Annotated in this window: 16 protein-coding genes, 1 tRNA gene and 1 pseudogene; 8 read left to right on the top strand and 10 right to left on the bottom strand. The window is 40.0% G+C overall.

Features of this window, described 5'->3' with window-relative positions; translation table 11 throughout:
* Positions 1–88: 88 nt before the first annotated feature.
* The gene (locus tag ACPFYS_RS01750; RefSeq protein WP_427877264.1) at positions 89–271 is read left to right on the top strand and encodes a hypothetical protein; all 183 of its coding nucleotides are present in this window, start codon (positions 89–91) and stop codon (positions 269–271) included.
* A 55-nt stretch (positions 272–326) separates the two neighbouring features.
* Here ACPFYS_RS01750 and ACPFYS_RS01745 read toward each other — a convergent pair whose 3' ends face one another.
* Positions 327–2,078 (bottom strand): zinc-ribbon domain-containing protein, encoded by a 1,752-nt coding sequence (locus ACPFYS_RS01745; RefSeq protein WP_427877263.1) that lies wholly within the window; start codon positions 2,076–2,078, stop codon positions 327–329.
* A 101-nt stretch (positions 2,079–2,179) separates the two neighbouring features.
* On the opposite strand from ACPFYS_RS01745, the gene ACPFYS_RS01740 reads away from it, so the two are divergent.
* From ACPFYS_RS01740 to dnaG, 4 genes are all read left to right on the top strand, one after another.
* Entirely contained in the window at positions 2,180–2,365 is a 186-nt protein-coding gene (locus ACPFYS_RS01740; RefSeq protein WP_427877262.1) for a hypothetical protein, read from the top strand.
* 75 nt (positions 2,366–2,440) lie between these two features.
* Positions 2,441–3,877: an AMP-dependent synthetase gene (locus ACPFYS_RS01735; protein ID WP_427877261.1), complete on the top strand. Its 1,437-nt coding sequence runs from the start codon at positions 2,441–2,443 to the stop codon at positions 3,875–3,877.
* Between the two features lie 2 nt (positions 3,878–3,879).
* Positions 3,880–4,293: a hypothetical protein gene (locus tag ACPFYS_RS01730; RefSeq protein ID WP_427877260.1), complete on the top strand. Its 414-nt coding sequence runs from the start codon at positions 3,880–3,882 to the stop codon at positions 4,291–4,293.
* Between the two features lie 10 nt (positions 4,294–4,303).
* A complete protein-coding gene (gene dnaG / locus ACPFYS_RS01725; RefSeq protein WP_427877258.1) occupies positions 4,304–6,385 on the top strand; it encodes a DNA primase in 2,082 nt (693 codons plus the stop codon).
* A gap of 90 nt (positions 6,386–6,475) precedes the next feature.
* Here the strand turns inward: dnaG and ACPFYS_RS01720 are convergent, their stop codons facing one another.
* Positions 6,476–8,170: an acetolactate synthase large subunit gene (locus ACPFYS_RS01720; RefSeq protein ID WP_427877578.1), complete on the bottom strand. Its 1,695-nt coding sequence runs from the start codon at positions 8,168–8,170 to the stop codon at positions 6,476–6,478.
* A 310-nt stretch (positions 8,171–8,480) separates the two neighbouring features.
* Here ACPFYS_RS01720 and ACPFYS_RS01715 point away from each other — a divergent pair, with 310 nt between their 5' ends.
* On the top strand, positions 8,481–9,674 hold the full coding sequence (locus ACPFYS_RS01715) for an SLC13 family permease (protein WP_427877257.1): 1,194 nt from the start codon (positions 8,481–8,483) through the stop codon (positions 9,672–9,674).
* A 72-nt stretch (positions 9,675–9,746) separates the two neighbouring features.
* Positions 9,747–9,819 (top strand) — tRNA-Arg (locus ACPFYS_RS01710).
* Positions 9,820–9,896: 77 nt separating this feature from the next.
* Here the strand turns inward: ACPFYS_RS01710 and ACPFYS_RS01705 are convergent.
* The 5 genes and pseudogenes from ACPFYS_RS01705 to ACPFYS_RS01685 form a co-directional block, all read right to left on the bottom strand.
* Positions 9,897–10,295: a Fur family transcriptional regulator gene (locus ACPFYS_RS01705; RefSeq protein WP_427877255.1), complete on the bottom strand. Its 399-nt coding sequence runs from the start codon at positions 10,293–10,295 to the stop codon at positions 9,897–9,899.
* 229 nt (positions 10,296–10,524) lie between these two features.
* Complete coding sequence (gene purK / locus ACPFYS_RS01700; protein WP_427877253.1) at positions 10,525–11,697, bottom strand: 5-(carboxyamino)imidazole ribonucleotide synthase; 1,173 nt, start codon at positions 11,695–11,697, stop codon at positions 10,525–10,527.
* On the bottom strand, positions 11,681–12,145 hold the full coding sequence (purE, locus tag ACPFYS_RS01695; protein ID WP_427877576.1) for a 5-(carboxyamino)imidazole ribonucleotide mutase: 465 nt from the start codon (positions 12,143–12,145) through the stop codon (positions 11,681–11,683). The genes purK and purE overlap by 17 nt, the downstream gene beginning before the upstream one ends.
* A gap of 165 nt (positions 12,146–12,310) precedes the next feature.
* Positions 12,311–14,866, bottom strand: a pseudogene (locus tag ACPFYS_RS01690) (bifunctional lysylphosphatidylglycerol flippase/synthetase MprF).
* 227 nt (positions 14,867–15,093) lie between these two features.
* Positions 15,094–16,464, bottom strand: a complete 1,371-nt coding sequence (locus tag ACPFYS_RS01685) for an alpha/beta hydrolase-fold protein (RefSeq protein ID WP_427877249.1) — start codon at positions 16,462–16,464, stop codon at positions 15,094–15,096.
* A 354-nt stretch (positions 16,465–16,818) separates the two neighbouring features.
* On the opposite strand from ACPFYS_RS01685, the gene ACPFYS_RS01680 reads away from it, so the two are divergent.
* Positions 16,819–19,011: an LTA synthase family protein gene (locus ACPFYS_RS01680; RefSeq protein ID WP_427877247.1), complete on the top strand. Its 2,193-nt coding sequence runs from the start codon at positions 16,819–16,821 to the stop codon at positions 19,009–19,011.
* Between the two features lie 122 nt (positions 19,012–19,133).
* Here ACPFYS_RS01680 and purD read toward each other — a convergent pair whose 3' ends face one another.
* Genes purD through purF form a run of 3 tightly spaced genes read right to left on the bottom strand, consistent with a single transcriptional unit; the run spans position 19,134 to position 23,021 of the window.
* Positions 19,134–20,405, bottom strand: a complete 1,272-nt coding sequence (purD, locus tag ACPFYS_RS01675; RefSeq protein ID WP_427877245.1) for a phosphoribosylamine--glycine ligase — start codon at positions 20,403–20,405, stop codon at positions 19,134–19,136.
* A 56-nt stretch (positions 20,406–20,461) separates the two neighbouring features.
* Positions 20,462–21,496, bottom strand: coding sequence for a phosphoribosylformylglycinamidine cyclo-ligase (purM, locus tag ACPFYS_RS01670; protein ID WP_427877243.1), 1,035 nt, complete (start codon positions 21,494–21,496; stop codon positions 20,462–20,464).
* 46 nt (positions 21,497–21,542) lie between these two features.
* Positions 21,543–23,021: an amidophosphoribosyltransferase gene (gene purF / locus ACPFYS_RS01665; protein ID WP_427877241.1), complete on the bottom strand. Its 1,479-nt coding sequence runs from the start codon at positions 23,019–23,021 to the stop codon at positions 21,543–21,545.
* Positions 23,022–23,033 lie beyond the last annotated feature (12 nt).

Raw genomic sequence — 23,033 nt, 5'->3', positions numbered from 1 at the left:
AAGATCGCGCATGTTTTGCGTAAATTTCGTAAGCGAGATCGGTTGCAGTATTTTTACGTACTTTATATGAATTCCGCTTTTTAGATTGTTGATTTCACCAGATGATTTTGTGTTTTCGACATTTTCGCACTACATTTTGTTTATTTCACTAAATGGTTTGGTGTTTTCGACAGTTTTGCCTCACATTTTGTTTATTTCATCAAATGATTTGGTGTTTTCGACAATTCCGCCTTGCGTTTTGTTTATTTCACCAGATGACTTGGTGAAATAAACAGAATTCGTATAAAAGCGTTGTTAATACCTAATCGCTGTATACTAAGCGCATCTTACAATGATTCGCTAGTGGAAGTATCCCAATCGAAAGGCTCTTCCACAAGATAGTACGCGTTCGAATCGTCCGGGGCAGGTGCAAACGGAACCGCGCGTCCTTTTATACTAGGAATAAACGGACTCCAATCAGGATAGCTAGTCTTAGGCAAATCAACTCGCGTTTGCTTGTACAATTTAGGATTCCTGCGCAAAATAAACGGACGCGTTAAATCCGGTTGATTCTTGCCTTTCCCAACGAAATATCCGCTATTTAAAAGCTCATCGAACTTCGCACCAACAGGCACAACTACCATAAAATCTTGCATAACGTAGTAGTATCCAACGCCATAACCAGGATCTTTTTCAATATCATCGTCTCCATTTGTGCCATCCATAACTGTTTCGGCATCAATATACTTGCCATTTACACATGCTGACCTGTCGTCAGCATTATGCTTAATATGTCCGTCACAGAACGATGAATCCCTTCCAGCATACAATTCAACTGTGCCTGTATCTCCAGAAATAAGATTGTTCTTCATATATTTTGTATTTTCAATATTTTTATCATATATAGCATAATCAGTAGGATCTTGGCCCCACACACTCATATAAAGAACATCTATATCGTTATAATCAGCAGTAGAGCCGCTTTTGTCAACTTCTTCCGTAATGACGCCGTTAATATATTTTTCTTCTGACCCAAGGAATGAATACGGCAACAGTTTTATGCAATTACCACTCTTCGTGCACCACTTGCCAACAAAAGAGCCTGCTCGAGTTACAAGATAAGCCGTTTTATCGCCGAAATCCGTCGGCTCACTAACAACATCCTTAGCTTTGGAAGCGTCAACTCCGTAATAAAGCGTTACAGAACTTGGATTTCCCTGAGTGCCCAAAGCTGGATAATCACCAACAATTTTGCCGAAATATTTTGGCGACGAAAACTTTGGTCGAAGATCCACGCTGAAAGGCTTAGAAGATAGCATATCCTTGGCTTTGTCTTTATCTACACCAAACACGTCAACTGGCACGCCGTCAGTGTTTTCGCCAACTGCGATATGTATTACGCCGTCTTTACCAACAGCGTTTCCAGGCATTGGGCTAGACGCAACTATCTTGTCAGTAGACTTTTCGCTTACAGGCACGTGGTGAAGCTTCACAGGTACACCCATTGACTTCACAATTTTTTCGGCTTTTTCTAAACTTGCACCGACAACGCCTTTCGCTGGAACGCCAGGACCTTTAGATCTTAAAATCTTAACAACCTTGCTAGTAGACTCCTGTGAACCAGACTTAACATTCACATATCGAAGGAAGTTTCCCTGTTTCTCAGAACTAAACTCGTCTATAACTTCCGTGCGGAAACCTTTATCATTCAAAGCTTTTGCAACACTATTTGCAGACTCTCCAAGTTTTGCACTAGGAATTGTTGCGGAATTTTTAAGGTAATACCATACTGCTCCAGCTAATACAAGTGCAATTGTTAGCACTATGCTGGTAATGATGATTGCAATTTTTCTTCTACTATTATTTGACTTATTGTTAGTTTTTTGATCTTCAACGGTTTTATTTTGTTGGAGTAGTTGTAATTGAGAAGATTGTTGCTCAGATTGTGTTGGTTGTGTTGGTTGTGATGGTTGTGTTGGTTGAGTAGGCTGTGCTTCTTGAGCCTGTTTAGCATATGTATAACCTTCAACAGGAGCTCCACACAAACCGCAGAACTTGTCTCCTGTATTAATTTTGTTTCCACAATTCTCGCAAAACATGCGCAACCTTCTTACAATCTCCACAGAATCTCTACTCTTTCTGATAATAAATATCTATTAATATATTACATCCGAATTAAATAATTTTGCTATCAATAGAAATGTCGATTTCACCAAATGATTTGGTTTTTTCGACAGTTTCGTCCTTAATTCTGTTTATTTCATCAGACGGTTTGGTGTTTTCGACAATTCCGCCTCACATTTTGTCGATTTCATCAAATGATTTGGTGTTTTTGACAGTTTCGTCTTGCGTTTTGTCGATTTCACCAGACGATTTGGTGAAATAAACAAAATAAATACCCTATATCCACATTGCAAAAAATTTATTGCTCCTGCGTTACTTTAAAAATAATCTTAATTTCATGAACAGAACAAAGTTAAATCTAATTGCAGAAAATGCAGAAAAAGAAAAGCGTTGTATATATGCGACAGATGTAAATCAGCATCAATCGCTGATTAGGCAGGTGAAAGCGGGTACGTTTGTGCGAACTTTTCGTAATCTTTATGCTCGAAAAGATTATTGGGAAAAACTTTACTTGCATGAAAAGATACGGCATATAGCTATTCCACTTATGGAACGTCATTCAAATTGGAAATTCACTGCTTCCACTGCAGCTGCGCTTATTGGATATCAGGTTGTAGAAAATTATGATGATCCTGATTATGTGCATAAAAAAGGGAATGTATCGTATCCTGCTACGCAGATTTATATTAGTTGCGGAAGCTATAAATCTAATACAGATAATCCATGTTTGAACAGAATTCATGCTACTGGCAATGAGCAAGATGGCACAAGTGATAATGTTCGCATTGTGACGTATGCCGATAATGCAAACAGGAACAATGGAGCAATAAGAGCAATGAGCGCAATGAGCGCAATTGGTAAAACTAGTGGTGGAAATGGTAGACATGCAGGAAAGTTAATAAAGCTTCCGCATTTTAGCGACAACATTAGTGATGATATAAAAAGCCATATTGTAGATAAAAGCACAATGCTATTTGATACGTCTATAACAAAGCCATTTAGATCTGCCTTAGCAATTTTCGATTCAGCAGCAAAAGACAATGTGAATTTTGCTAAGGTTATTGAAATTTGCCGAAGAAGATGTGAAAATGCTAAAGCTTGTAAAAGCAGTAATCATATTACGGATTTTTCTTATGATATTGAGGATTTTGGGGAAACCTATAACGAATATGATGAATCATCTGGAAAGTGCTACGGTACAAATTATTCCGGTCAATTAGGCTATATGCAAAATCGCGTAACGGCAAATTCTCAACTTTCGTTTGAGAATGTATTTGGAAGTAACATACAAGATAATTTGACTCAATTACGAAAACTATGTTACTTCGCAAATGGTTTAAGTGAAAACGGAGGCGAATCATTCGCGCGCGGCACAATGATTACTCTTGGTTTTATGGTTCCTAAACTGCAGCACGAGTTTGTGTTACAAAGTTACGGTATTAAATATAGGTCTGATTTTCTTTGGAAACTTCCTAATAATGATTTAATTATTGGAGAGCTTGATGGATATAGCAAATATTACATTGATGAATTTGATAATAATCATGCAAATATTGATCTAAATTCCTCTAGTAACAACCAGATGCTACGAAATTCATATAATCAAAGCGTTATTAATCATAATATTGACAAACAGGCGGAGCGTGAGGCGCTTCTTATGAAAGAGTGTGGAGTAAGTAAAATAGTTCGTTTTAATTTTTCGGAAGTTATTGATTATAAAAAGTTGGAAAAGAAGCTTACTGCTGCTGGAGTGCCAAGAATTATGAGGATGTGAATGTGAATATGTCGATTTCACCAAATGATTATGTGTTTTCGACATTTTCGTCCGGTATTTTGTTGATTTCATCAAATGATTTTGTGTTTTTGACAGTTTCGCCTCACTTTTTGTTGATTTCACCAGATGGTTTGGTGTTTTCGACATTTTCGTCCGGTATTTTGTTTATTTCATCAAATGATTTGGTGTTTTCGACAGTTTCGCCTCACTTTTTGTTGATTTCACCAGATGATTTGGTGTTTTTGACAGTTTCGCCTCACTTTTTGTTGATTTCACCAGATGGTTTGGTGTTTTCGACATTTTCGTCTTGCGTTTTGTTTATTTCATCAAATGATTTGGTGTTTTCGACAATTTCGTCTTGCGGAAAGCAAACGAAAGTTATGTGCGTAATACCGCTAGCCGCAGGTTTGCGATAAGCTAGATAGCATGGTTGGAATGATTGTGAAAGAAGACATTGAGCGCGTGCGCGCTGCGGCAGATTTGTACGATATCGTCTCTGCATCAGTTACGCTTAAGCCTTCCGGAACCGGCACTTTTGTGGGACTTTGCCCATTCCATGATGAAAAAACGCCAAGTTTTAGTGTGCGACCGAGTTTGGGAGTGTGGCACTGCTTTGGCTGCGGTGTTGGCGGCGATGTGTTTAAGTACGTCGAGCAGAAAGAGAATATTGATTTTCGTGAAGCTGTTGAGTTTTTAGCAGACCGGTACCATATTGAAATGCATTATGAAAAATCGCAATCAGGCGATTCTAAAAGTAATGCTGGTTCTAAACGTGCAAGACTTTTAGAAGCTAATGAGGAAGCTCAAAAGTTTTTTGTGTCACAACTTAATACATCTGAAGCAGCTCCTGCGCGAAATCTTCTTGCCGGCCGTAATTTCACTGAGCAGCAAAGTGAGCGTTTTTCTTGCGGTTACGCACCTAAAGGTTGGGATAATTTAGTTAGATATTTATCTAATAAAGGTTTTACTCGCCAAGAGCTGTTAGACGCTGGATTGGCTAGACTCGGTCAGCGAGGAATATACGACTACTTCCGTGGGCGTTTAACTTGGCCTATACGTGATTCTACTGGCCGCACGCTTGGTTTTGGTGCTCGTAAACTTTACGAAGATGATTCTATAAGCGCAAAGTATATTAATACTCCCGACACTGCATTGTATCGTAAAACGCAAGTTTTGTACGGCATTGATTTAGCTAAAGCAAATATTGTTAAAAAACGACAGGTAGTAATTGTTGAAGGCTACACGGATGTAATGGCATGCCATTTAGCTGGTATCGATACTGCTGTTGCAACATGTGGTACAGCTTTTGGCGTAGAGCATGCGAAGATCATACGTAGACTTATTGCAGATGATTCTTTAGGTGGCATTCAGCTTATTGGCCCTCTAAAAGTGAACGGGCAGTCAGTTAGTTCTAGAATCGTGTTCACTTTCGACGGTGATGCTGCAGGACAGAAAGCTGCGTTACACGCTTTTGGTTTAGATTCAGCATTTTTGACGCAGACTTTCGTCGCGGTAGCAGATAATAATCTTGATCCTTGCGATTTGCGTATTCAGCGAGGCGACGAAGCTGTGCGATCGCTTGTTGCGCATGCAAGTCCACTATACGATTTCGTTATTGATACGGTAATTAACCGTTTTGATACATCCTTAACTACCGGTCAAATGGGTGCGGCTAAAGCAGCAGCTCCACTTATAGCGCAGATACGCGATCGTTCACTTCTTGATTTATATACTCGAAAAGCGGTTCGTCTGATTGGTGTTGATTTGGCTGTTATGCGTCGTGAGGTTGAAACTGCTAGGCGACGTTTGAGAGTAATAGACGACGATGCTTACACTCAAAAATATAATATTCCTCAAAGTTTAGGAGTACGGCAGGTATTAGATTCACGTTCTAGTGGTTCTAATCTTTCGCGTATTGCTGCAGCACGTAGCGCGGCTTTAAATCAGAGTTATTACCGAGTTGACGATACTGTATTTATGTGCGAACAGCAGTTTATGGCGTTACTTTTGCAAGTGCCTCTTGCTTTTGATGAGAAGCTTTTTGCGCAACTTACTTTGAATAATTTTATGACTCCAGTATTTCGTACTCTATTTCAGGCTTTTGTTGCTGCTGGAGGTTTGCCAACAGGTAACGTTACGCAAGGATTATGGCTTCATATTATGACCAAGTCTGCGGGTCCTTTACTTGAGCCTGTAATTACTGAGCTTTCTGTTATGCCTTTGCCACTTCAATCTACTTATAGTTCTTCAGTTGATGAAAATTCTCAGCAGAATCAGCAATCTTCATCTGGTTCTCCTTCGGATTTTTTGCGCGTTGCTACTTCGGCTGAAAGTAAGTATGCTAATGAGCTGCTTATTCGATTACTTGATGTTGGTTATATGCGTCGTATTGGTGCAGCTCGCGCTCGCATGGCTAAGCTTCCTGATGGTCAGGAAAAGATTGCATTGCTTGGGCAGATTACTTCAATGGAAACTGCTAGAAAAGATTTACAGTCGCAAATTATGTAAATTAGAAATATAAAACGTACTTAACACTGATTAGTTCGGTGTTAAGTACGTTTTCTAGTTTATTTTCTATTTATTACGGAATCGTTTTATTTAGTTACTAAAATCAATATCGCCAAGCTTTTCAATAAGCTTCATATTTTCGCTGTAATCAACTGGGCAAGAAATTACGTCAACGCCGCTTTCCTGTTCCAAAGCTTCACGCAGCATATTGTACAAGTCTTCCGGCTTTTTAACTACGTGACCTCGCGCACCAAAACTTTCAGCCAATTTTGGCACATCCGGATTATGAAAATCAACGTACTCATGTTCTCCTGCGTGAAGTTCCATTTTCCACTTAATTAAGCCGTAAGCGTTATCTTCCCAAACAAGCACCACCATGCGGCTTCCAACGCGAACAGCAGTTTCTATTTCTTGCACATTCATCATGAAGCTTCCATCGCCCATAACAGCCAAAATTGGTTTCGTGTTAATTTTGCCGCAATCGTTACGAATAAACGAAGCGCCAACAGCGCCAGGAAGTGTCCAAGCCATAGTTGAAAGACTGTTGTCGATTATGCAAGTATTCGGATGCATAGTTGGATACAAGCGTGCCATCCACATTTTCAAAGCACCTGTATCTACCAGTACTTTCGTGCCTTCAGGAACAGCGCGACGAATATCGTATACTACGCGCTGTGGTTTCATTGGCATGCTTTCATCGTTTTCGCAAGAATGTAGTTCTTCTGTAAGTAGCTGTCGAATACGCGGGTGGCTTACGTCGAAAGTAATGTTGCGTGTTTTTAATACTGAAGTAAGAGTTTTAAGCGTTTGGCCAATATTCGCCATAATGTTCAGCGCAGTAGGGTAGTGCGCATCAGTATCTTCCACGAAAGTATTGATGTGAATAATGGTTTTATCAATATTCGGGTTGATTTTCTTAGGATCAAACTGCTGAATCGAAAAACCTACGGCAATAATTAAATCAGCAGTGTCAAAAGCGAAGTTTTCGTAGTCGCGATGCATAAAACCAACGACGCCAAGTGCATTCGGATGATTATCTGGGAAAACGCCTTTACCTTCGAAAGTAGTTGCAACAGGTACATTAAGCTGCTCAGCAAACTCGAGAAGCTGATTTTCCGCGTGTGAGCGTGCAACGCCATTTCCTGCCAAAATAATAGGCTGCTTTGCTTTACTAATGATTTGAGCGGCTTCGTCAATAATGTCTGGTGCTGGCATGATGTGAAGCGGATGCGGAAGTGGAAGAGGCTTTGCGTCGTCCGGCGCTGGCATTTCGCTAATATCTTCCGGAATAACAAGGCAGGTAGCTCCTGGACGGTTGCGTCCTGCAATAGAGAATGCTTTTCGAACCATTTCTGGCGCAGAAGCTGGAGCAAGCATCATAGAAGACCATTGTGTAATCGGCTGGAATAGTGCAACCAAATCTATAATCTGGTGAGATTCCTTATAAAGTCTAGAAACGTTACCTTGCGCGCAAATCGCAACAAGTGGGGTAGTGCTTGCGTTTGCTTGAGCTACAGGAAGCGTAAGATTTAGCGCTCCTGGGCCAAGAGTTGCCAAGCATACGCCCGGCTTTCCGGTAATGTGAGCGTAAGTTGCGGCCATAAAACCGGCGCCTTGTTCGTGGCGAGTGAGTACAAAACGAATTCGACCGTCGCGCTCAATCGCTTCAAGAAGTGGAATATTTTCCTCGCCTGGAATGCCAAATACTACTTCTACGCCTTCATTTACTAAACATTCGACTATTAAATCTGCTGTATTGCGTTTGTGATTTTTACGTAGATGCATCTGTCGTTCAAGTTTTTGTTTAAGCTTCTGGTCTTCAGTTTCTTTTATTTCTGCCATAATCCGCTTCTTGTTTAGACAACAAATTCTTTGCTCTATATGATATACATATTTTTGTCTTTTGTAACAATTAAGTCTATGCGCGTGTCATAAAAAAGGGCGGATTTTTGTGTTGCGTATTTGCGGCTAAATCTAGCCCTTAATACTTCCTAATACCTTGCTATTTCAACGATTTTGTCGGGAGTTGTAAATATTAAGGGAATGGGTTTCTAGTATAATAGAACGAGTCATATTTGCTGTTTACGGAGGAATGATGAGGCGCTGGCTGCTGAATCTCGTCAAGTGCGAAACTATCCTTATCGTGGCAGCTATTTTAGCGGTTATTTCTTGTTTTCTTGTACCACCAGATCCACAATATTTTGGCTACATTCACGTTAATACTATTTTGCAATTAGTTTGCCTTATGATGGTTGTCTGCGGTTTTCAGCGTATTGGCGTATTTCGTGCTATTGGTGCCAGATTGTTGCGAAGAGTACATACTGAGCGCGGCTTGGTTTTGATATTAATTTCGCTAACGTTTTTCTCATCTATGTGGATTACTAACGATGTGGCGTTAGTTACGTTTGTGCCGTTTGCTTTATCTGTGCTGGTTATGGCTAATGCTGAGAAGCATGCGATTCTTGTTATAACCCTTATGACTATTGGTGCGAATGTTGGCAGTATGTTAACGCCTATTGGTAATGCGCATAATTTGTATTTGAAGGCGTTGACTCACATGTCTACCCAAGATTTTTTGGCTATTATGGCGCCTTACACTGTTACAGCTGCATTGCTTATGGTTGCGTTTGCTTTTGTTTTCTTCAAATCAGATCGTGTTGATCAGTTTGAAGGATTGCATGGCGAAGATATTGAGCAGAGTGTTCTTGCTCCTTCTCATGGTCGTCCGCAGCCTGATGAGATTCGTATCATGGGTTATGGTATGAGTTTCACTCGTTGGCGAGTTGCGGTTTATAGTGCTCTATTTGCTGTGTGTTTACTTGGTGTAAGTGGTTTGATTCCTGATTGGGCAATGTTGCTTATTATGGTTCTGGCCTTTTTCTTGTGCGATCGACACGTTTTTCGAGTGCTTGATTGGGCATTGCCTCTTACGTTTATTATGTTCTTTATTTTTATTGGCAATATGCGTCGCGTACCAGGTTTCAGTGATCTTGCTCAAATGTGGGTTGGTACGCATCCTATGGAAGTTTCGATTGCTTCAAGTCAATTTATTAGCAATGTTCCGACTACAATTCTTCTTTCTGGTTTCTGTAATCAGTGGAAGCTTCTTATTATTGGCACAAATCTTGGTGGCATGGGTACTTTGATTGCTTCCATGGCTTCTCTAATATCGTATAAGTGTCTTACTCATGATTATCCGAATCATAAGGGTAGATATCTTCTCACGTATACTATTGTGAATCTGTTCTTCCTTATGGTTCTTATGACTCTCGCTTGGGTTATTGAATAAGTGTAAGTTTATTTTTAAAATCTTCTTTTGAAGGCGTGTTTATATTAAGTTTTTGCTATAATTGCAGTTTGCGCCTCTGTAGCTCAAAGGATAGAGCAACGGCCTTCTAATCCGTTGGTTGCGCGTTCGAGTCGCGTCGGGGGCACTAAAAAAGCCCGGAATTTCAACAATTTCGGGCTTATTTTTTATTATTATTTTATTACTGTTTTTTACTATTATTTATTACGCATTTTGGCATGATTCACATAAGCCAAAAACTTCCAGCGTGTGATCAACTACAGTATATCCGTGAGATTCAGCCACTTTATGAATCCAACCTTCGTCGTCAGGTGGCTCAATATCAACAGTTTTACCACATTTTTCACAAACTAAATGATGGTGATGAGTGTTCTCGTCACAAATGCGAAATAGCTGCTGTCCGTTAAAACGCACTGTATCAACGTCGCCACTTTGCGTAAGTGCGTTAAGCTGTCGGTACACGGTAGCTAAACCGATAATTTCGCCATCTCCTGCGAGTAGTCTGTGCAAGTCTTGTGCAGAAATAAAATTACGAGACTCACGCAGATAACCTAGTACCGTATCTTTTTGCTTAGTGTGTCTTCGTACTGGATTACTGGCCATCTTGAGTCCTTTCAAATGCTTTACTCTTATTTAAGTTTAGTACTTGTTTGAGCTTTGAGACTAGTTCAAAACCGAATTCTACATGAATTATACAATTCAAAATCAATCGTCGTAATGCGCTCTACTTCTTATTATCATCTTGCATGCGATAGACCCTAACGTATCGCGAATAATACGTTAGGGTCTATTACACGTTCTTCGAGCTGTAAGATATTTTATTAAATGTAACTTAATCTAATTCATCATCCCAGCAACCAGTAGCGTCTAACTCTGCGGCAGCTTTTATAGGATCGTCGCACAGAACCGTAATATGCCCCATCTTTCGGTTTTTGCGCACTTCAGCTTTACCATAATCATGAATATGCCATTCAGGATGATCGAGAAGCATAGAGCGCACAGGAGCTACGTGTTGACCTAGTACGTTTACCATAACCGCAGGGGATAGAAGTCGTGGTTTTTGCAAAGGCCATCCTACGATTCCTCGAATATGAGCCTCAAACTGATCAATATCGCAAGCTTCTATCGTGTAATGCCCAGAATTATGCGGTCTAGGAGCAAGCTCATTTACTATTACGTGATTGTCGTGCGTAACAAAAAGCTCAATTCCTAAGGTTCCTGCTAATTTAAAGCCATTTGCGATTCTCATAGCTAATTCGTGAGCTTCTTTATCTACCTGCGGATCTACATCTGCAGGAACAAGAGTCATGTGCAAAATACTGTTATGATGCACGTTTTTAGCAAGAGGATAAGTAACGTAGTCTTTTCCGTTTCCTGAAACAATTATTGAAGCTTCAAAAGCAAAATCGACGAAGCCTTCAAGAATGGAAGGAGGGAACTTTCCGCCACGATCTGCGCGATGATGAATATTCGCAACATCTTCTTCTGTGCGCAAAACGTCCTGTCCGTGGCCATCGTATCCGCCTCGGCGAGTTTTTAAAATCGCAGGCAAGCCGATTTCGTTAATAGCAGCGTCTAATTCGTCAAGATTATTGACTTCACGCCATGGAGCAGTTTGGGTGCCATGCTTGTTAATAAACTGCTTTTCGAACACGCGATCTTGTGTTACTCTAAGCAAATCAGTTCCTTGCGGAATGGCAGTTAGATGACGAACTTTATCGAGCGCATCAGCGTTAACGTTTTCGAACTCGTATGTTAGTACATCGCAACGTTCTGCAAGTTCTCGTAATCCTTCAGGATCATCATAGTTTGCTTCAACCTGCAAGTCTGCAACCTGAAATACAGGGCAGTCTAATGTAGGATCTAACACTCCGATTCTAAATCCCATGTGTCTGGCTGCAATAGCCATCATACGACCTAGTTGACCGCCGCCAATAATTCCTATTGTTGCGCCTGGCATTAATCTTTCTACGGCACCATTAGTAACTTCAGATAAGCTCGGCATTAGATTCCTCGACTTTCGCCTTTAATGATTCGCGATACTGGTCGAGTTCTTTAGCCAGACGCTCATCTGTTGTACTTAGTATGCTCACTGCAAGAAGACCAGCATTAGTTGCGCCAGAATTACCTATTGCTGTTGTTGCAACAGGTATTCCACCTGGCATTTGAACAATAGAAAGTAACGAATCTAATCCCGATAATGCGTGAGAACGCACAGGAACACCCACAACTGGTAGTGTTGTTTGTGCTGCAATCATGCCTGGTAAATGCGCAGCTCCTCCAGCTCCAGCAATAATCACACGGAAACCAGCAGAGCGAGCGTTGTGAGCAAAATCTGCCATAAGTTCTGGTGTTCTATGTGCTGAAATTACTTGTTTCATATATGGGACATGGAATTTGTCGAGCATTTCGCAAGCGTGACGCATGGTTTCCCAGTCACTTGAAGATCCCATTACGACTGCGACGGTTGGCTTTATTTCTAACACGATGACCTCCCTGACGTGCAATAGTTACTTTACGCAGAAGTGAGGAGAAAACGCCGACGGAACGTGTTATCAGCACGTTAAATCAAACAAAATTTATGTTACATTTTCGTATATGCTGCGTTGCGCCGCAGATTATTTTTTATTACGCAGTGACTTTACCATTTCTAAAAGTTGTTTTGGTTTTGCTTCAGGAAGGTATGAACTAGTAACTGCTAATGATATTTGTGCGAGTTTAGCGGAATCAAGATAGCATACATACACTGGGCTTGCTTCAGGCTGGAACTTCTTTTTAAAGAAGTATAAAGATTTAAAGCCATAAGCAGGTTCTAGAATATCAGACATCATTGCAAGAGTGTGATTCATAATATTTGTTGATTTTTTACTTCCGCTTGTTAGCTCGTCCTCTTCGATTCCTGCTAGAGGAGCTGCAGATAGGCTCATAAATTCTACTGCCGAATCAGGATTGCTGATTCCTTCATCGCGTAAGCGTTCAGCCATTCTTGCTATAAGAAGTTCCATAATTCCGTTAGGACTGTCTGTACGATGTCTCATAAAATCAAGAGTCCAGCCAATTACCTTATTGTTACGGTACGTAGGCATCCAACTTGTTACTCCTAGTACTCTTCCGCTTTCGTCTATAGCGTATAAAATTTTCACACGATTATCGTGTAATTCATCTAATCCGCCTAGAGTAAATTTCATTTCAGGAAGTGCTTTTAATTCTGCCCACTATTCAGAAATTTCGACGATTTGCTGCTGTACTTCATTAGGAGCTTCCTCGTACGTGCTAAGCACATCTATAATACCGTCGCGTTTTGCCTTATTAATAGCAGTTCTAATATCCTGCCATTTTCTACCCTTAGTTTGCCACTGATTAGGGTATACGAGCATGTCTGTGCCAATTTTAAGAGATGTAAAACCTAATTCTTCTAGTGCTTCGCGTTGTTTTTCGTGCACTGCGTAAAATACAGGTGACCATGAGTTCTTTTCGCAAAGTTGTATAAAGCCGTTAAAATCCTGCTTATACTCTTTCTCATCTCCAAAAGGTCCTGTAAGAGTTAAAGCAATATCGTATTTTAATCTGTACGCTATAGCGGATTTTCCTGTATGAGAGAACCAGTAGTGGTTTCCTGGCCATGTAGTCATGAAACTCATTGTGTTTCCGCCAATTTCCACTAGTTTGCTAGCTTTGATCCTATCGTTTTCGTTGGTAACAAGCTTAATTCTGAACCATGTGAAGCATACTACGAATAGTACGAGCCAAAACACTACGCCAACGCCTTGTGTTACGAAAGATGCTAGAGGTGTTCTAGGTATAAGCATAGCGTTTGAACGATTTCCGAATCCCATCGGCATCCATCGTCCTGGCAAATCTCTAAGTAAATGGTACAAGTCAGCAGAAGGTAGGAAGCTTCCTGGAGTCATTAATCCGAAGAAAACGTAACTTGCTCCAGTAGCGCATAGGGTGATAATAATAACAGCAAAACCTATGCCTACGCTCACAATCTTCGTATCGTTTGAAAAATGACGTATATGAATAGCAAGCAATATTGCTATCAAAAGCGGAGGAAGTGCCGTAAGCATAAACGCTACTGCTACAGCGTTTCTTTGATGTATTATAGAGCTTTGTTTCGTAGCAATAATAGGCAAAAACATAAAGTACATTGTGGCGTACAAGGCTGTAATAGCGTTAAAAATTATGGCTGTCCAAGCGGCTAATCGTCTACCTTTCAGAAGACCCCATGCTATTAGCATAAGAGTTAGCATAGGAAGCATAATTCTAATCCATAATCCACCAATAGCTACATGTTGTAAACCTGAGTGGATAAGGCAGCTTGCAGAACTGTGGTTGGTCATGCATCTTGCAAGCCAGGTTTTAGTGCCCATTTGAGGCGACATAAAAAGACCTAAAGTTGTTAAAATTCCTGCATGAGATCTGGAAGATAAAGCAAAAATTGGTCCTGAAGCCATTACTAATTGCGTTACAGAAAAAAGTCTGCGTATCTCGTAATCGGTTCCTTCCCACCAATTAACATTCTTATTGGCAGACTTATTTTTTTGCATAAGATTTCCAATAACATGTCCCGTAAGAGCCGCAAAAATAGTGCAATAATCGCCAGGATTTCCACTATAAAGCAGCATTGCAGATGTTATTGCGTATCCCAAAACCAGCATTCTACGATGCCAAAGAATAGACTCATACGTTGCTGCAGCCATAAAAGCGCCTATAAAAAGCGTAAAAGGCGAAAGTCGTATAGGAATACGTGTAATCCAATGCATATTACTTATGATGATAGAAAGATTTCCTATAACCATAAGGCCAATCAGCATACCTACTAGTGTGCTGGTAATAGAAACCAGCAGCATTCGAAGCTTTCCCATTTTTGTTTCTGCTAATCCAACTAGTAGGATAGCGAGAATTACGTTTACTAAAAGAGAAGGAACACTGTTTACGAAGAATAGTGTGTGACAAAGTTTTACGAGAAGCGTGCCAATATTTCCGTGGCCGAAGAATAATGTAGGGCCTTGAGTAGGTTTGTGTCGTGCGAAAAATTGCGAAAGTGTAGCGTTTGCTCCATATTTGTAAAAATGTAAAACAGTAACAACAACCCAATTTATGAAATTAACTGCTATAAGAGCAATAGCTACAGCTACAGCGCATGAACGTTGTTTCAACCATTCATAAATATCTTTAGCGAGAATTACTACGTGCTGAGTTTTATTATTAGCTGAATTTAGCCTAGCATGTGAGTTTAGTTTTTCACCTGATCTTAGATTATGGCTTTCGCCACTGTTTTCTGAGAACGCTATGCCAGTTGCGCTATTCGCTTCTTTAGAATCGTTCGCGTAGTTTTGATTTTCGTTGCTTTCTAAAGATTTATGATTATCAAAGAAAAATAGTGACATTGTTGCTCTCATTTCCCTTTAATATCGTTGAGTATTTTTACATCAGCATAAGAATTAAGTTCTGCAGTAGTGTCTGAAATTCCAGCTTGTTTACAGAACTGATCAATAACAACATGCAATCCTGCTTGCACAGTATGCCAGTCGTGTCCTGATTTTTGAGCAAGCATTGTGATTACACGCATTCCGCTTTTATGAGCAGTTATAGAAATAGTTGATTGATTCGACTGAGATTTTGGATCCCACAATCCGGCAATAGCATAATAGTTTTGTTTAAGAGGAGCGTTTTTTCTCATAATCTTTTCAGGAATATGGCTTTCGTAATCTTTTTTATTACCGTTGAAGTATTTACTAATAGTTTGATTTTCGTCTTTCCAAGTAGGTTCTATTTCGCCGCCAGCAGAATACATACTTGAGAAAATATCCGGGTGTGCAGGAACAAGTTGCGTAGCGCAAGTGCCGCCTTGCGAGAAGCCACCCATAAGCCAAAGCTTAGGGTCTTCGCTTACAGGAAGGTGCTTTTTAATCCAATTAGGCACATCTTTAGTGAGATAAGTTTCGGCTTTACCGAAAACAGGAGTGTCAGCACACAGAGAGTTATGAGAAGATGAACCGTTTTGATCTGGAGAAATCACTATAGGAGCAAGTCCTGAATGATTTTTTGCGTATTCGTTGAGCATGGATGCGATATTGCTTGCTGAGAAGAATCTTGTAGGACTACCAGGCTGTCCTGCTAGCATAACCATTACGGGAAGTTTAGGAGCGTGTTTACTTAAAGCTGCAGGAGGCAAATAAACATTAGCTGTTCTCGCTTTAAAATTAGATTCTGTTGCTGGAATATGCACGGAACGCACTATGCCTTGATTGCGTACGTGAATTTTTCCACTTTTATAAAGTGCTTTCCATTGAGATATTGTCGTAGTTGGAGCGTTCTGCTCGCTTTCTTTTAAAGTAGGAAAACTACCCCAACCAAATAGTGAGCCTATAGTTGTGTATTCTCCATAAACCATATCTACGCAAAGCATTGTGCACAATATTGTCAAAAGTGATGCTAGAACACAAACTACAAGTCTTATACCCTTAGACATGAATGCTGTAGCAATTGCAAAACCCAGGAAAGCGAAACCTGCGGATATTGCGAAAATAACAAGCCAACCTAAACTTACGCCAAAAACTAAGAATACGTCTGAAATCAGCCAAGCTATTAATCCACCAACTATAAGACTTGCGAAGGCTGCTCCAAGCTGAATTGCAAGCGGAATCCAATACTTTCCGCGTTTTGATTTAGTAAAAACAAGAAAAGCTATTGCTATGCCAGTAATAGAAAAAAGTACTGTAGGAAACCAGCCATCCATCAAACTAATGTTTGCTAATTGCTTCATTCCGTTGCGTTCCTACACTTTCCGTTAAAACACACTTCTACTATTAGCTAGCGTTTGTTGCTATCTTTAATAGACTGCACATACAGTTTTACTATATGCACAATATTAAATCGCTGATTCTACGTCGGGTTTTCATTTTATTCACATCAAATTTTTGTGTGAATATCAAACACATTTAATCATAGATATTATGGACGATTATTTAATCAATCTAAGGTATGAATTTTGTGAAATTTAATAGTTTTAAGCAAAAATAAGCTTTATGTTTGTGTTTTATTATGCTATGACGATAGCAATTACTACAATTTATTACTATTAGCAAATTCGCATATACTTAATGAGCATGAGGATACTATGGATTCAACGGATTCAACACTGAAAGAGAAAGATTTAAAAGATTTATCCAGTGATGAAACCATTGATAAAGCTAGCGATAAAAATAGTAATAAAGTTGCTAGCAAAACTAGGAATGTTTTTGTTGCGCGCTGCTTTGAAGTATTAAAATCAATACATTTTGCAGTTCCAGCATGGGTTTATGCAGTCCTATTTGTTCTTATAGACGCTCTTATAGTTTTTGTTATACAGCTTGGCGTTAGGCGCAGCGGACGCGTTGGTATGACATCTTCAGCTGCAGGAAAATACTTCTACATTTTTACTAAAATGTGGAAGAATCTAAATTTTGTTTTCCTGCTTAATATGCTTATTGTTGCATGCATTTACGGTCTTATACTAATGATTATTAACAGGTTCTGGGTCACAAGCATGCTTATGTTTGCGCTCGCTGTTGTTATAGCGGTTATTGAGTATATGAAAGTTAATGTTCGTTACGAAACTGTACTTCCTGCTGATTTGAATTTTCTAAAAAGTAATACTGGCAATATTGCAACATTCCTTCCAGATAATGCTCCTACTGTTATTACTCAAGCTGTTTTGTGTATTTTTATTTCTTTGCTTATAACAGTAGCTTTGCATATGTTTGACAGTAGGCGAGGAAAAGTTTTTTATTTTAAAAATTGGCGTTACTGCATACTTAGCCGCATAGTTATTTCGATTATGCTTCTTTCTGGGCTTAGCTGGTATATTTCTGGAGTTGGTACCGTTGATTCTTCTGCGAATAAGTTTGCTAAATATTTTGGCGATTCTGCAGCAATGTGGGATTCTGTTTATGATGCGCAAAGAAACGGTGCGCTGGTAGCGTTTTTGCGACAGATTAATCCTAAGATTATGGATCAGCCTGCACAATACAGTCAGGAAACTATGGAGGCTGTTTATAAGCGTTACAAGCAAGAAGCTAAGGAGATTAATCGTCTTAGAACTGAAAGTATGAAAGACAATACTGTAGTTTATATACTTTCTGAATCTTTCTCCGATCCTTCAAGAGTTCCAGGTGTTAGCGTTAATAAGAATCCTATTCCGTTTATAACTGATGTTAAAAATCGTACAGATAGTGGTTTGATGCTATCTTCTGGTTACGGCGGTGGTACTGCGAATCTTGAGTATATGTCTCTTACTGGGTTAAGTATGGTGAACTTTGATTCATCTCTTACAAGCCCTTATCAGCAGCTTGTGCCGAATGCTTCTTGGACTCCTACTGTGAATAGATATTGGGGTGACAAGTCTAATTCCGTGGCATTCCACCCGTATGAGCCGAGCATGTATTTGCGTTCTACTAACTATAAAAAGTTTGGTTTTAGTAAGTTTTATGCTTTGCAAGGCCCGGACGTAATACAGCATAAGGATATGATTGATAAATCTCCATACGTTTCCGATGATGCTGCTTATACAAGTGCTTTAGATGAGATTTCTTCTGCTAAAAAATCTCAGTTTGTGCAAATTGTTACCATGCAAAATCACATGCCTTACCGTAATTGGTATGCGAATAATGATTTTAAAGTTCAGGCTTCTGAAGGAAGTCAAGATCTTGGTGACGATGAGACATCTTCTATAGAAACATATTCTAAAGGTATTAATTATACGGATCAGGCAACTAAAAAGTTTTTGGATGGTTTAGATAATCTTGATAAGCCTGTTACTGTAGTTTTCTACGGTGATCATTTGCCAGGAATTTATAGTACAGCAAGTGATGATGATAAGAATTCTCTTGCGCTTCACTTAACTGACTATTTTATTTGGTCTAATAAAAAGTCGCTTGATCTTAAAGATGAGTCTAAAAATAACGTAGAAGATAGTAAAGAAAATAAACAGAATAACAAGTACAAAACTGGTGTGTATTCTTCACCTAATTTCTTTATATCTCAAGTTGCAGAACACATGAACGCTAAAGTTTCTCCATACCTTGCGTTTTTGACTAGGCTTCACGAGAATATTAGCGCGATGGAGCCTCCTGTTGTTAATAGTATTCAGGGTTGGGATAGGATTCCTGCTGGACAGCCTATTTATTTAGACGGCAAAGGAAACCCTATGGCTGTAGCTGACATGGATAAGAAAACTCGTGATCTTTTGGAAGACTATCGTCTTATACAGTACGACATAACGTGCGGAAAGCACTATCTTAAGAATACTGATTTCTTAAATATACCTAGCTGATTTTAGTGCAGTGCGCGTTAAGTAAATAGTATGTGTAGAATTTAGTTTTGGCCTGCAACAATATTTTTATTGCAGGCCAAACGAGTATATAAAGATGAATAAGAGTAGATAAATAATTTAGTCTACTGCAAAGCTTTAGATGCGATATCGTGCCTAAAGAACATGTGCGGAAGATTAAGATTATCTAATATGCTATAAACGTTGTTTTGAGCGTCTTTTACGTCGTTTCCATGCACTTGTACAAGAGATACTCTGCCTGAAGAAGTAAGAAGTTTTCCGCTTTCGTCATCGCTTTTTACTCCTGCATAATACACGTGCTGACCTTTATTTTCGTCAACAGGAATTTGAGGAAGAGGAGTTCCAGTAACTAAAGTGCCAGGGTAGCCTTCGCTAGCAATGATCACACCGAGCGTAACACCGCTATTTTTCCAAGTAAAAGTTGGATTCTTATGCTGCAAAATATTCCATATAGCTGCACCAAAATCTGAAGTGAGGCGAGGAAGTACAACTTCTGTTTCTGGGTCTCCAAAACGAGCATTAAACTCAATAACTTTAGGACCTGTTGCTGTATCAATTAAGCCAGCATAAAGCACACCGGTAAAAGGCGTACCCTCTTTAGCTAATCCTTCAACAGTTGGACGAACAATTTCTTCGATAGCACGCTGAACTGTTTCGTCGCTAATTTGTGGCACAGGGCTATAAGCTCCCATGCCGCCAGTATTTGGTCCTTTGTCGCCGTCGTAAGCGCGCTTGTGATCTTGAGAAATAGGCATAACCCAAAAATCAGTTCCGCTTACGAAACTCATAAGTGAAAACTCTTGTCCTTGCAAAAATTCTTCAATAACAACTTTTGCTCCGGCTTGACCAAAACGGTGATCGACGAAAATATCCTCCAAAGCATCAACTGCTGTTTGCTCATCCATAGCAACAGTAACGCCTTTTCCTGCAGCTAAACCGTCCGCTTTAATAACAATTGGAGCGCCGTGTTCAAGAACGTATGTGCGTGCCGGTTCTAAAGAATCAAAAGTGTGATAAGCGGCAGTTGGAACGTTGTGACGAGCCATAAGCTTTTTTGCGAAATCTTTAGAGCCTTCAATTTGAGCCGCAGCTTTGTTTGGGCCAAAAGCGGCAATTCCATGCGCTTCAAAATCGTCAACAATGCCATTCATAAGCGGCACTTCAGGACCAATGAACGCAAAGTCGTAGTTGTGCTCTTTTACGAAGTTAATAAGAGCGTCATGATCTGATTGACTTATATTTGCAGTTTGAATGCCATCTGCTGCAATACCAGGATTTCCAGGAGCAACAGTTACTTCATCAACGCTTTCTCCATTAAGCAGAGAGCGTGCAATAGCGTGTTCGCGAGCGCCAGAACCAACTACTAAAACTTTCATCTTTAATCCTTTATTGCTTTAAGATTTTGCAGCTTATTGTTTTGTGTATTTGTTACTTACAACAACTCAACTGCAGCGTTTTCGCGCTTAGTCATTTTGCCAATAATATAAGCGGTTTCGTTATGCTCGTTTAATATTCGCATTGCGTCGTTTGCTTTGCTTTCGTCAACTGCCAAAACCATGCCGATGCCCATATTAAAAACGTTGAACATTTCAGCGTGAGCAACGTTTCCGGCTTTTTCAATAACGCCAAAAATAGGTGGAACGCTCCAGCTAGTGGTATCAATTTTTGCAGCCAAATCGTCAGCGTACATGCGTGGAACATTTTCAATAAATCCGCCGCCTGTAATATGAGCAACTCCCTTAATAAGATGCTCAGCAAAAAGTGGCTTCAAAGCTTTTACGTAGATTCGAGTAGGTTCAAGAAGAACTTCTCCAAGTGTCTTGCCATTAAGCTCATCCAACTTCGTATCTACGCTAAAACCTGCTTCTTCAAACAGGGCTTTGCGAACAAGAGAGAATCCGTTTGAATGAACTCCTGAAGAAGGAAGTCCTATAAGCACGTCTCCGGCTGTAATAGTGGAGCCGTCAACAATATTCGAACGTTCTGCAACGCCTACTGCAAAACCTGCAAGATCGTACTCATCTTCGTCGTACATTCCAGGCATTTCAGCAGTTTCACCACCAATTAAACCTGCTTCTGACTGTACGCAACCGTCTGCAACGCCTGAAACTACTTTTTCAAGTATTTCAGGATTGTTTTTTCCGCACGCAATGTAATCGAGGAAGAAAAGCGGTTCAGCACCTTGAGCTGCAATGTCGTTTACGCACATAGCAACGCAATCAATGCCAATAGTGTCATGCTTATTCATCATTTTTGCAATAATAAGCTTGGTTCCAACACCATCCGTTCCAGAAATTAGAACTGGTTCTTTATATCCAAGAGATGCTAAATCGAATAAGCCGCCGAATCCGCCAATGCCACCTACAACACCAGGGCGATCAGTGCGTTTAACATGCGATTTTATGCGTCTAACTACTTCGTAACCTGCTTCTACGCTAACTCCAGCTTCATCGTATGCGTGTGGCATATCGTTTCCTTTCTGCGCTTTACTAAAGTATTTTTACTGCCTTAAATTATTCCGTAATATATTTACTATGCTTAGAAATTTCTTGAATGTGTTTCCGTTCCTCTTCACTTAGTGAGGCAAGAAACTCTTCTCTGTAATCGTCTAAAGCAGTAGGGTAGTCGCCATTAAAATAAGCAACACACAAACCGCCATATGGAGCAGGTTTGTGTAAACCAATTGACTCAATCAAACCATCTAAAGATAGAAAAGCTAAAGAGTCAGCTTCGATATATTCGCGAATTTCTTCAACAGAATGTTTTGCTGATATAAGCTCTTTAGTGGTTTGAATATCAATACCGTAGAAGCACGGGTATTTTAATTGTGGAGAAGATATGCGTACGTGAACTTCCTTAGCTCCAGCTTCTCGCAGAAGACGAACTATTCGGCGAGAAGTAGTGCCACGCACAATAGAATCGTCAATAACAATAACTCGTTTACCTTCAACAACTCCTCGCACTGCTGAAAGTTTCATACGAACTCCCTGCTCTCTTAGTGCTTGAGTTGGTTGTATAAAAGTGCGAGCAACGTACTGATTTTTAATTAATCCCATTTCGTTCGGTATGCCACTTTCTTCAGCATATCCGGAAGCTGCAGATAAGGAAGAATTTGGTACGCCAATTACCATATCTGCGTCAACTGGAGACTCTTTAGCTAAACGAGCACCCATACGTTTTCTTGCAAAATGAACATTTATGCCGTAAATATTAGAGTCTGGTCTAGCGAAGTAAATAAACTCCATAGAACATACTGCGTGCTGTATTTTATCAGTGTAACGTTCAATAGTGTAACCATTGTCGTTTATTACTATAATTTCTCCAGGCTCAATATCTCTTATAAATTCAGCACTTACGATATCTAGAGCGCAAGTTTCTGAAGCAAGAACGTACGCTCCATTGCTCATCCTTCCTAAAGAAAGTGGGCGGAAACCGTTAGGGTCTGTAGCACCAATAAGCGCGTCTTGAGTTAGAAGAAGATAAGCAAAACCACCATGAACAATATGCAAAGACTCTTTCAGCTTATCCATAAAGGTTGGTTGAGATGAGCGTCGGATAAGATGCATAAGTATTTCAGTATCTGAATTTGAATGGAAAATTGCTCCCTCGTCTTCTAGTTTGTTGCGAAGAGTAGTGCAATTAGTTAGGTTTCCATTGTGTGCTAGAGCTACGTCACCATCGTGGAATCTAAATAGGAATGGTTGTATGTTTTCTACGCTTCCAGAACCTGCAGTAGCGTATCTAACGTGACCAATTGCACGGTTTCCAGTAAGACGATCCATTACTTTTTCGTTACTAAAAACTTGTGTGAGTAATCCTAGTCCTCTATAACCGTGAAGTGTTCCGTTATCGTTAGAAACAATTCCGGCACCCTCTTGGCCGCGATGCTGTAAAGCATGCAAACCAAAATACGTAAGTCGTGCAGCGTCTGAATGTCCCCACACGCCAAAAACGCCGCATTCTTCGTGGATGTCTTCAAGTTCCGCAGACATACAACCCCTTAT

This window comes from Gardnerella sp. 2492 (genome assembly GCF_050320365.1).
Lineage (GTDB): Bacteria > Actinomycetota > Actinomycetes > Actinomycetales > Bifidobacteriaceae > Bifidobacterium.
This window is presented reverse-complemented; position numbering and strand designations above follow the sequence as displayed.

Bases quoted from the DNA above. Each gene is read 5' to 3' on its own strand.
- ACPFYS_RS01735 (WP_427877261.1), top strand. From the start codon at position 2,441: ATGAACAGAACAAAGTTAAATCTAATTGCAGAAAATGCAGAAAAAGAA.
- ACPFYS_RS01685 (WP_427877249.1), bottom strand. From the start codon at position 16,464: ATGAAGCAATTAGCAAACATTAGTTTGATGGATGGCTGGTTTCCTACA.
- purK (WP_427877253.1), bottom strand. From the start codon at position 11,697: ATGCCGAGCTTATCTGAAGTTACTAATGGTGCCGTAGAAAGATTAATG.
- dnaG (WP_427877258.1), top strand. From the start codon at position 4,304: ATGGTTGGAATGATTGTGAAAGAAGACATTGAGCGCGTGCGCGCTGCG.
- purE (WP_427877576.1), bottom strand. From the start codon at position 12,145: ATGGGATCTTCAAGTGACTGGGAAACCATGCGTCACGCTTGCGAAATG.
- ACPFYS_RS01740 (WP_427877262.1), top strand. From the start codon at position 2,180: ATGTCGATTTCACCAAATGATTTGGTTTTTTCGACAGTTTCGTCCTTA.
- purM (WP_427877243.1), bottom strand. From the start codon at position 21,496: ATGCCACACGCATACGATGAAGCTGGAGTTAGCGTAGAAGCAGGTTAC.
- ACPFYS_RS01720 (WP_427877578.1), bottom strand. From the start codon at position 8,170: ATGCATCTACGTAAAAATCACAAACGCAATACAGCAGATTTAATAGTC.
- purD (WP_427877245.1), bottom strand. From the start codon at position 20,405: ATGAAAGTTTTAGTAGTTGGTTCTGGCGCTCGCGAACACGCTATTGCA.
- ACPFYS_RS01680 (WP_427877247.1), top strand. From the start codon at position 16,819: ATGGATTCAACGGATTCAACACTGAAAGAGAAAGATTTAAAAGATTTA.
- purF (WP_427877241.1), bottom strand. From the start codon at position 23,021: ATGTCTGCGGAACTTGAAGACATCCACGAAGAATGCGGCGTTTTTGGC.
- ACPFYS_RS01715 (WP_427877257.1), top strand. From the start codon at position 8,481: ATGAGGCGCTGGCTGCTGAATCTCGTCAAGTGCGAAACTATCCTTATC.
- ACPFYS_RS01705 (WP_427877255.1), bottom strand. From the start codon at position 10,295: ATGGCCAGTAATCCAGTACGAAGACACACTAAGCAAAAAGATACGGTA.
- ACPFYS_RS01745 (WP_427877263.1), bottom strand. From the start codon at position 2,078: ATGTTTTGCGAGAATTGTGGAAACAAAATTAATACAGGAGACAAGTTC.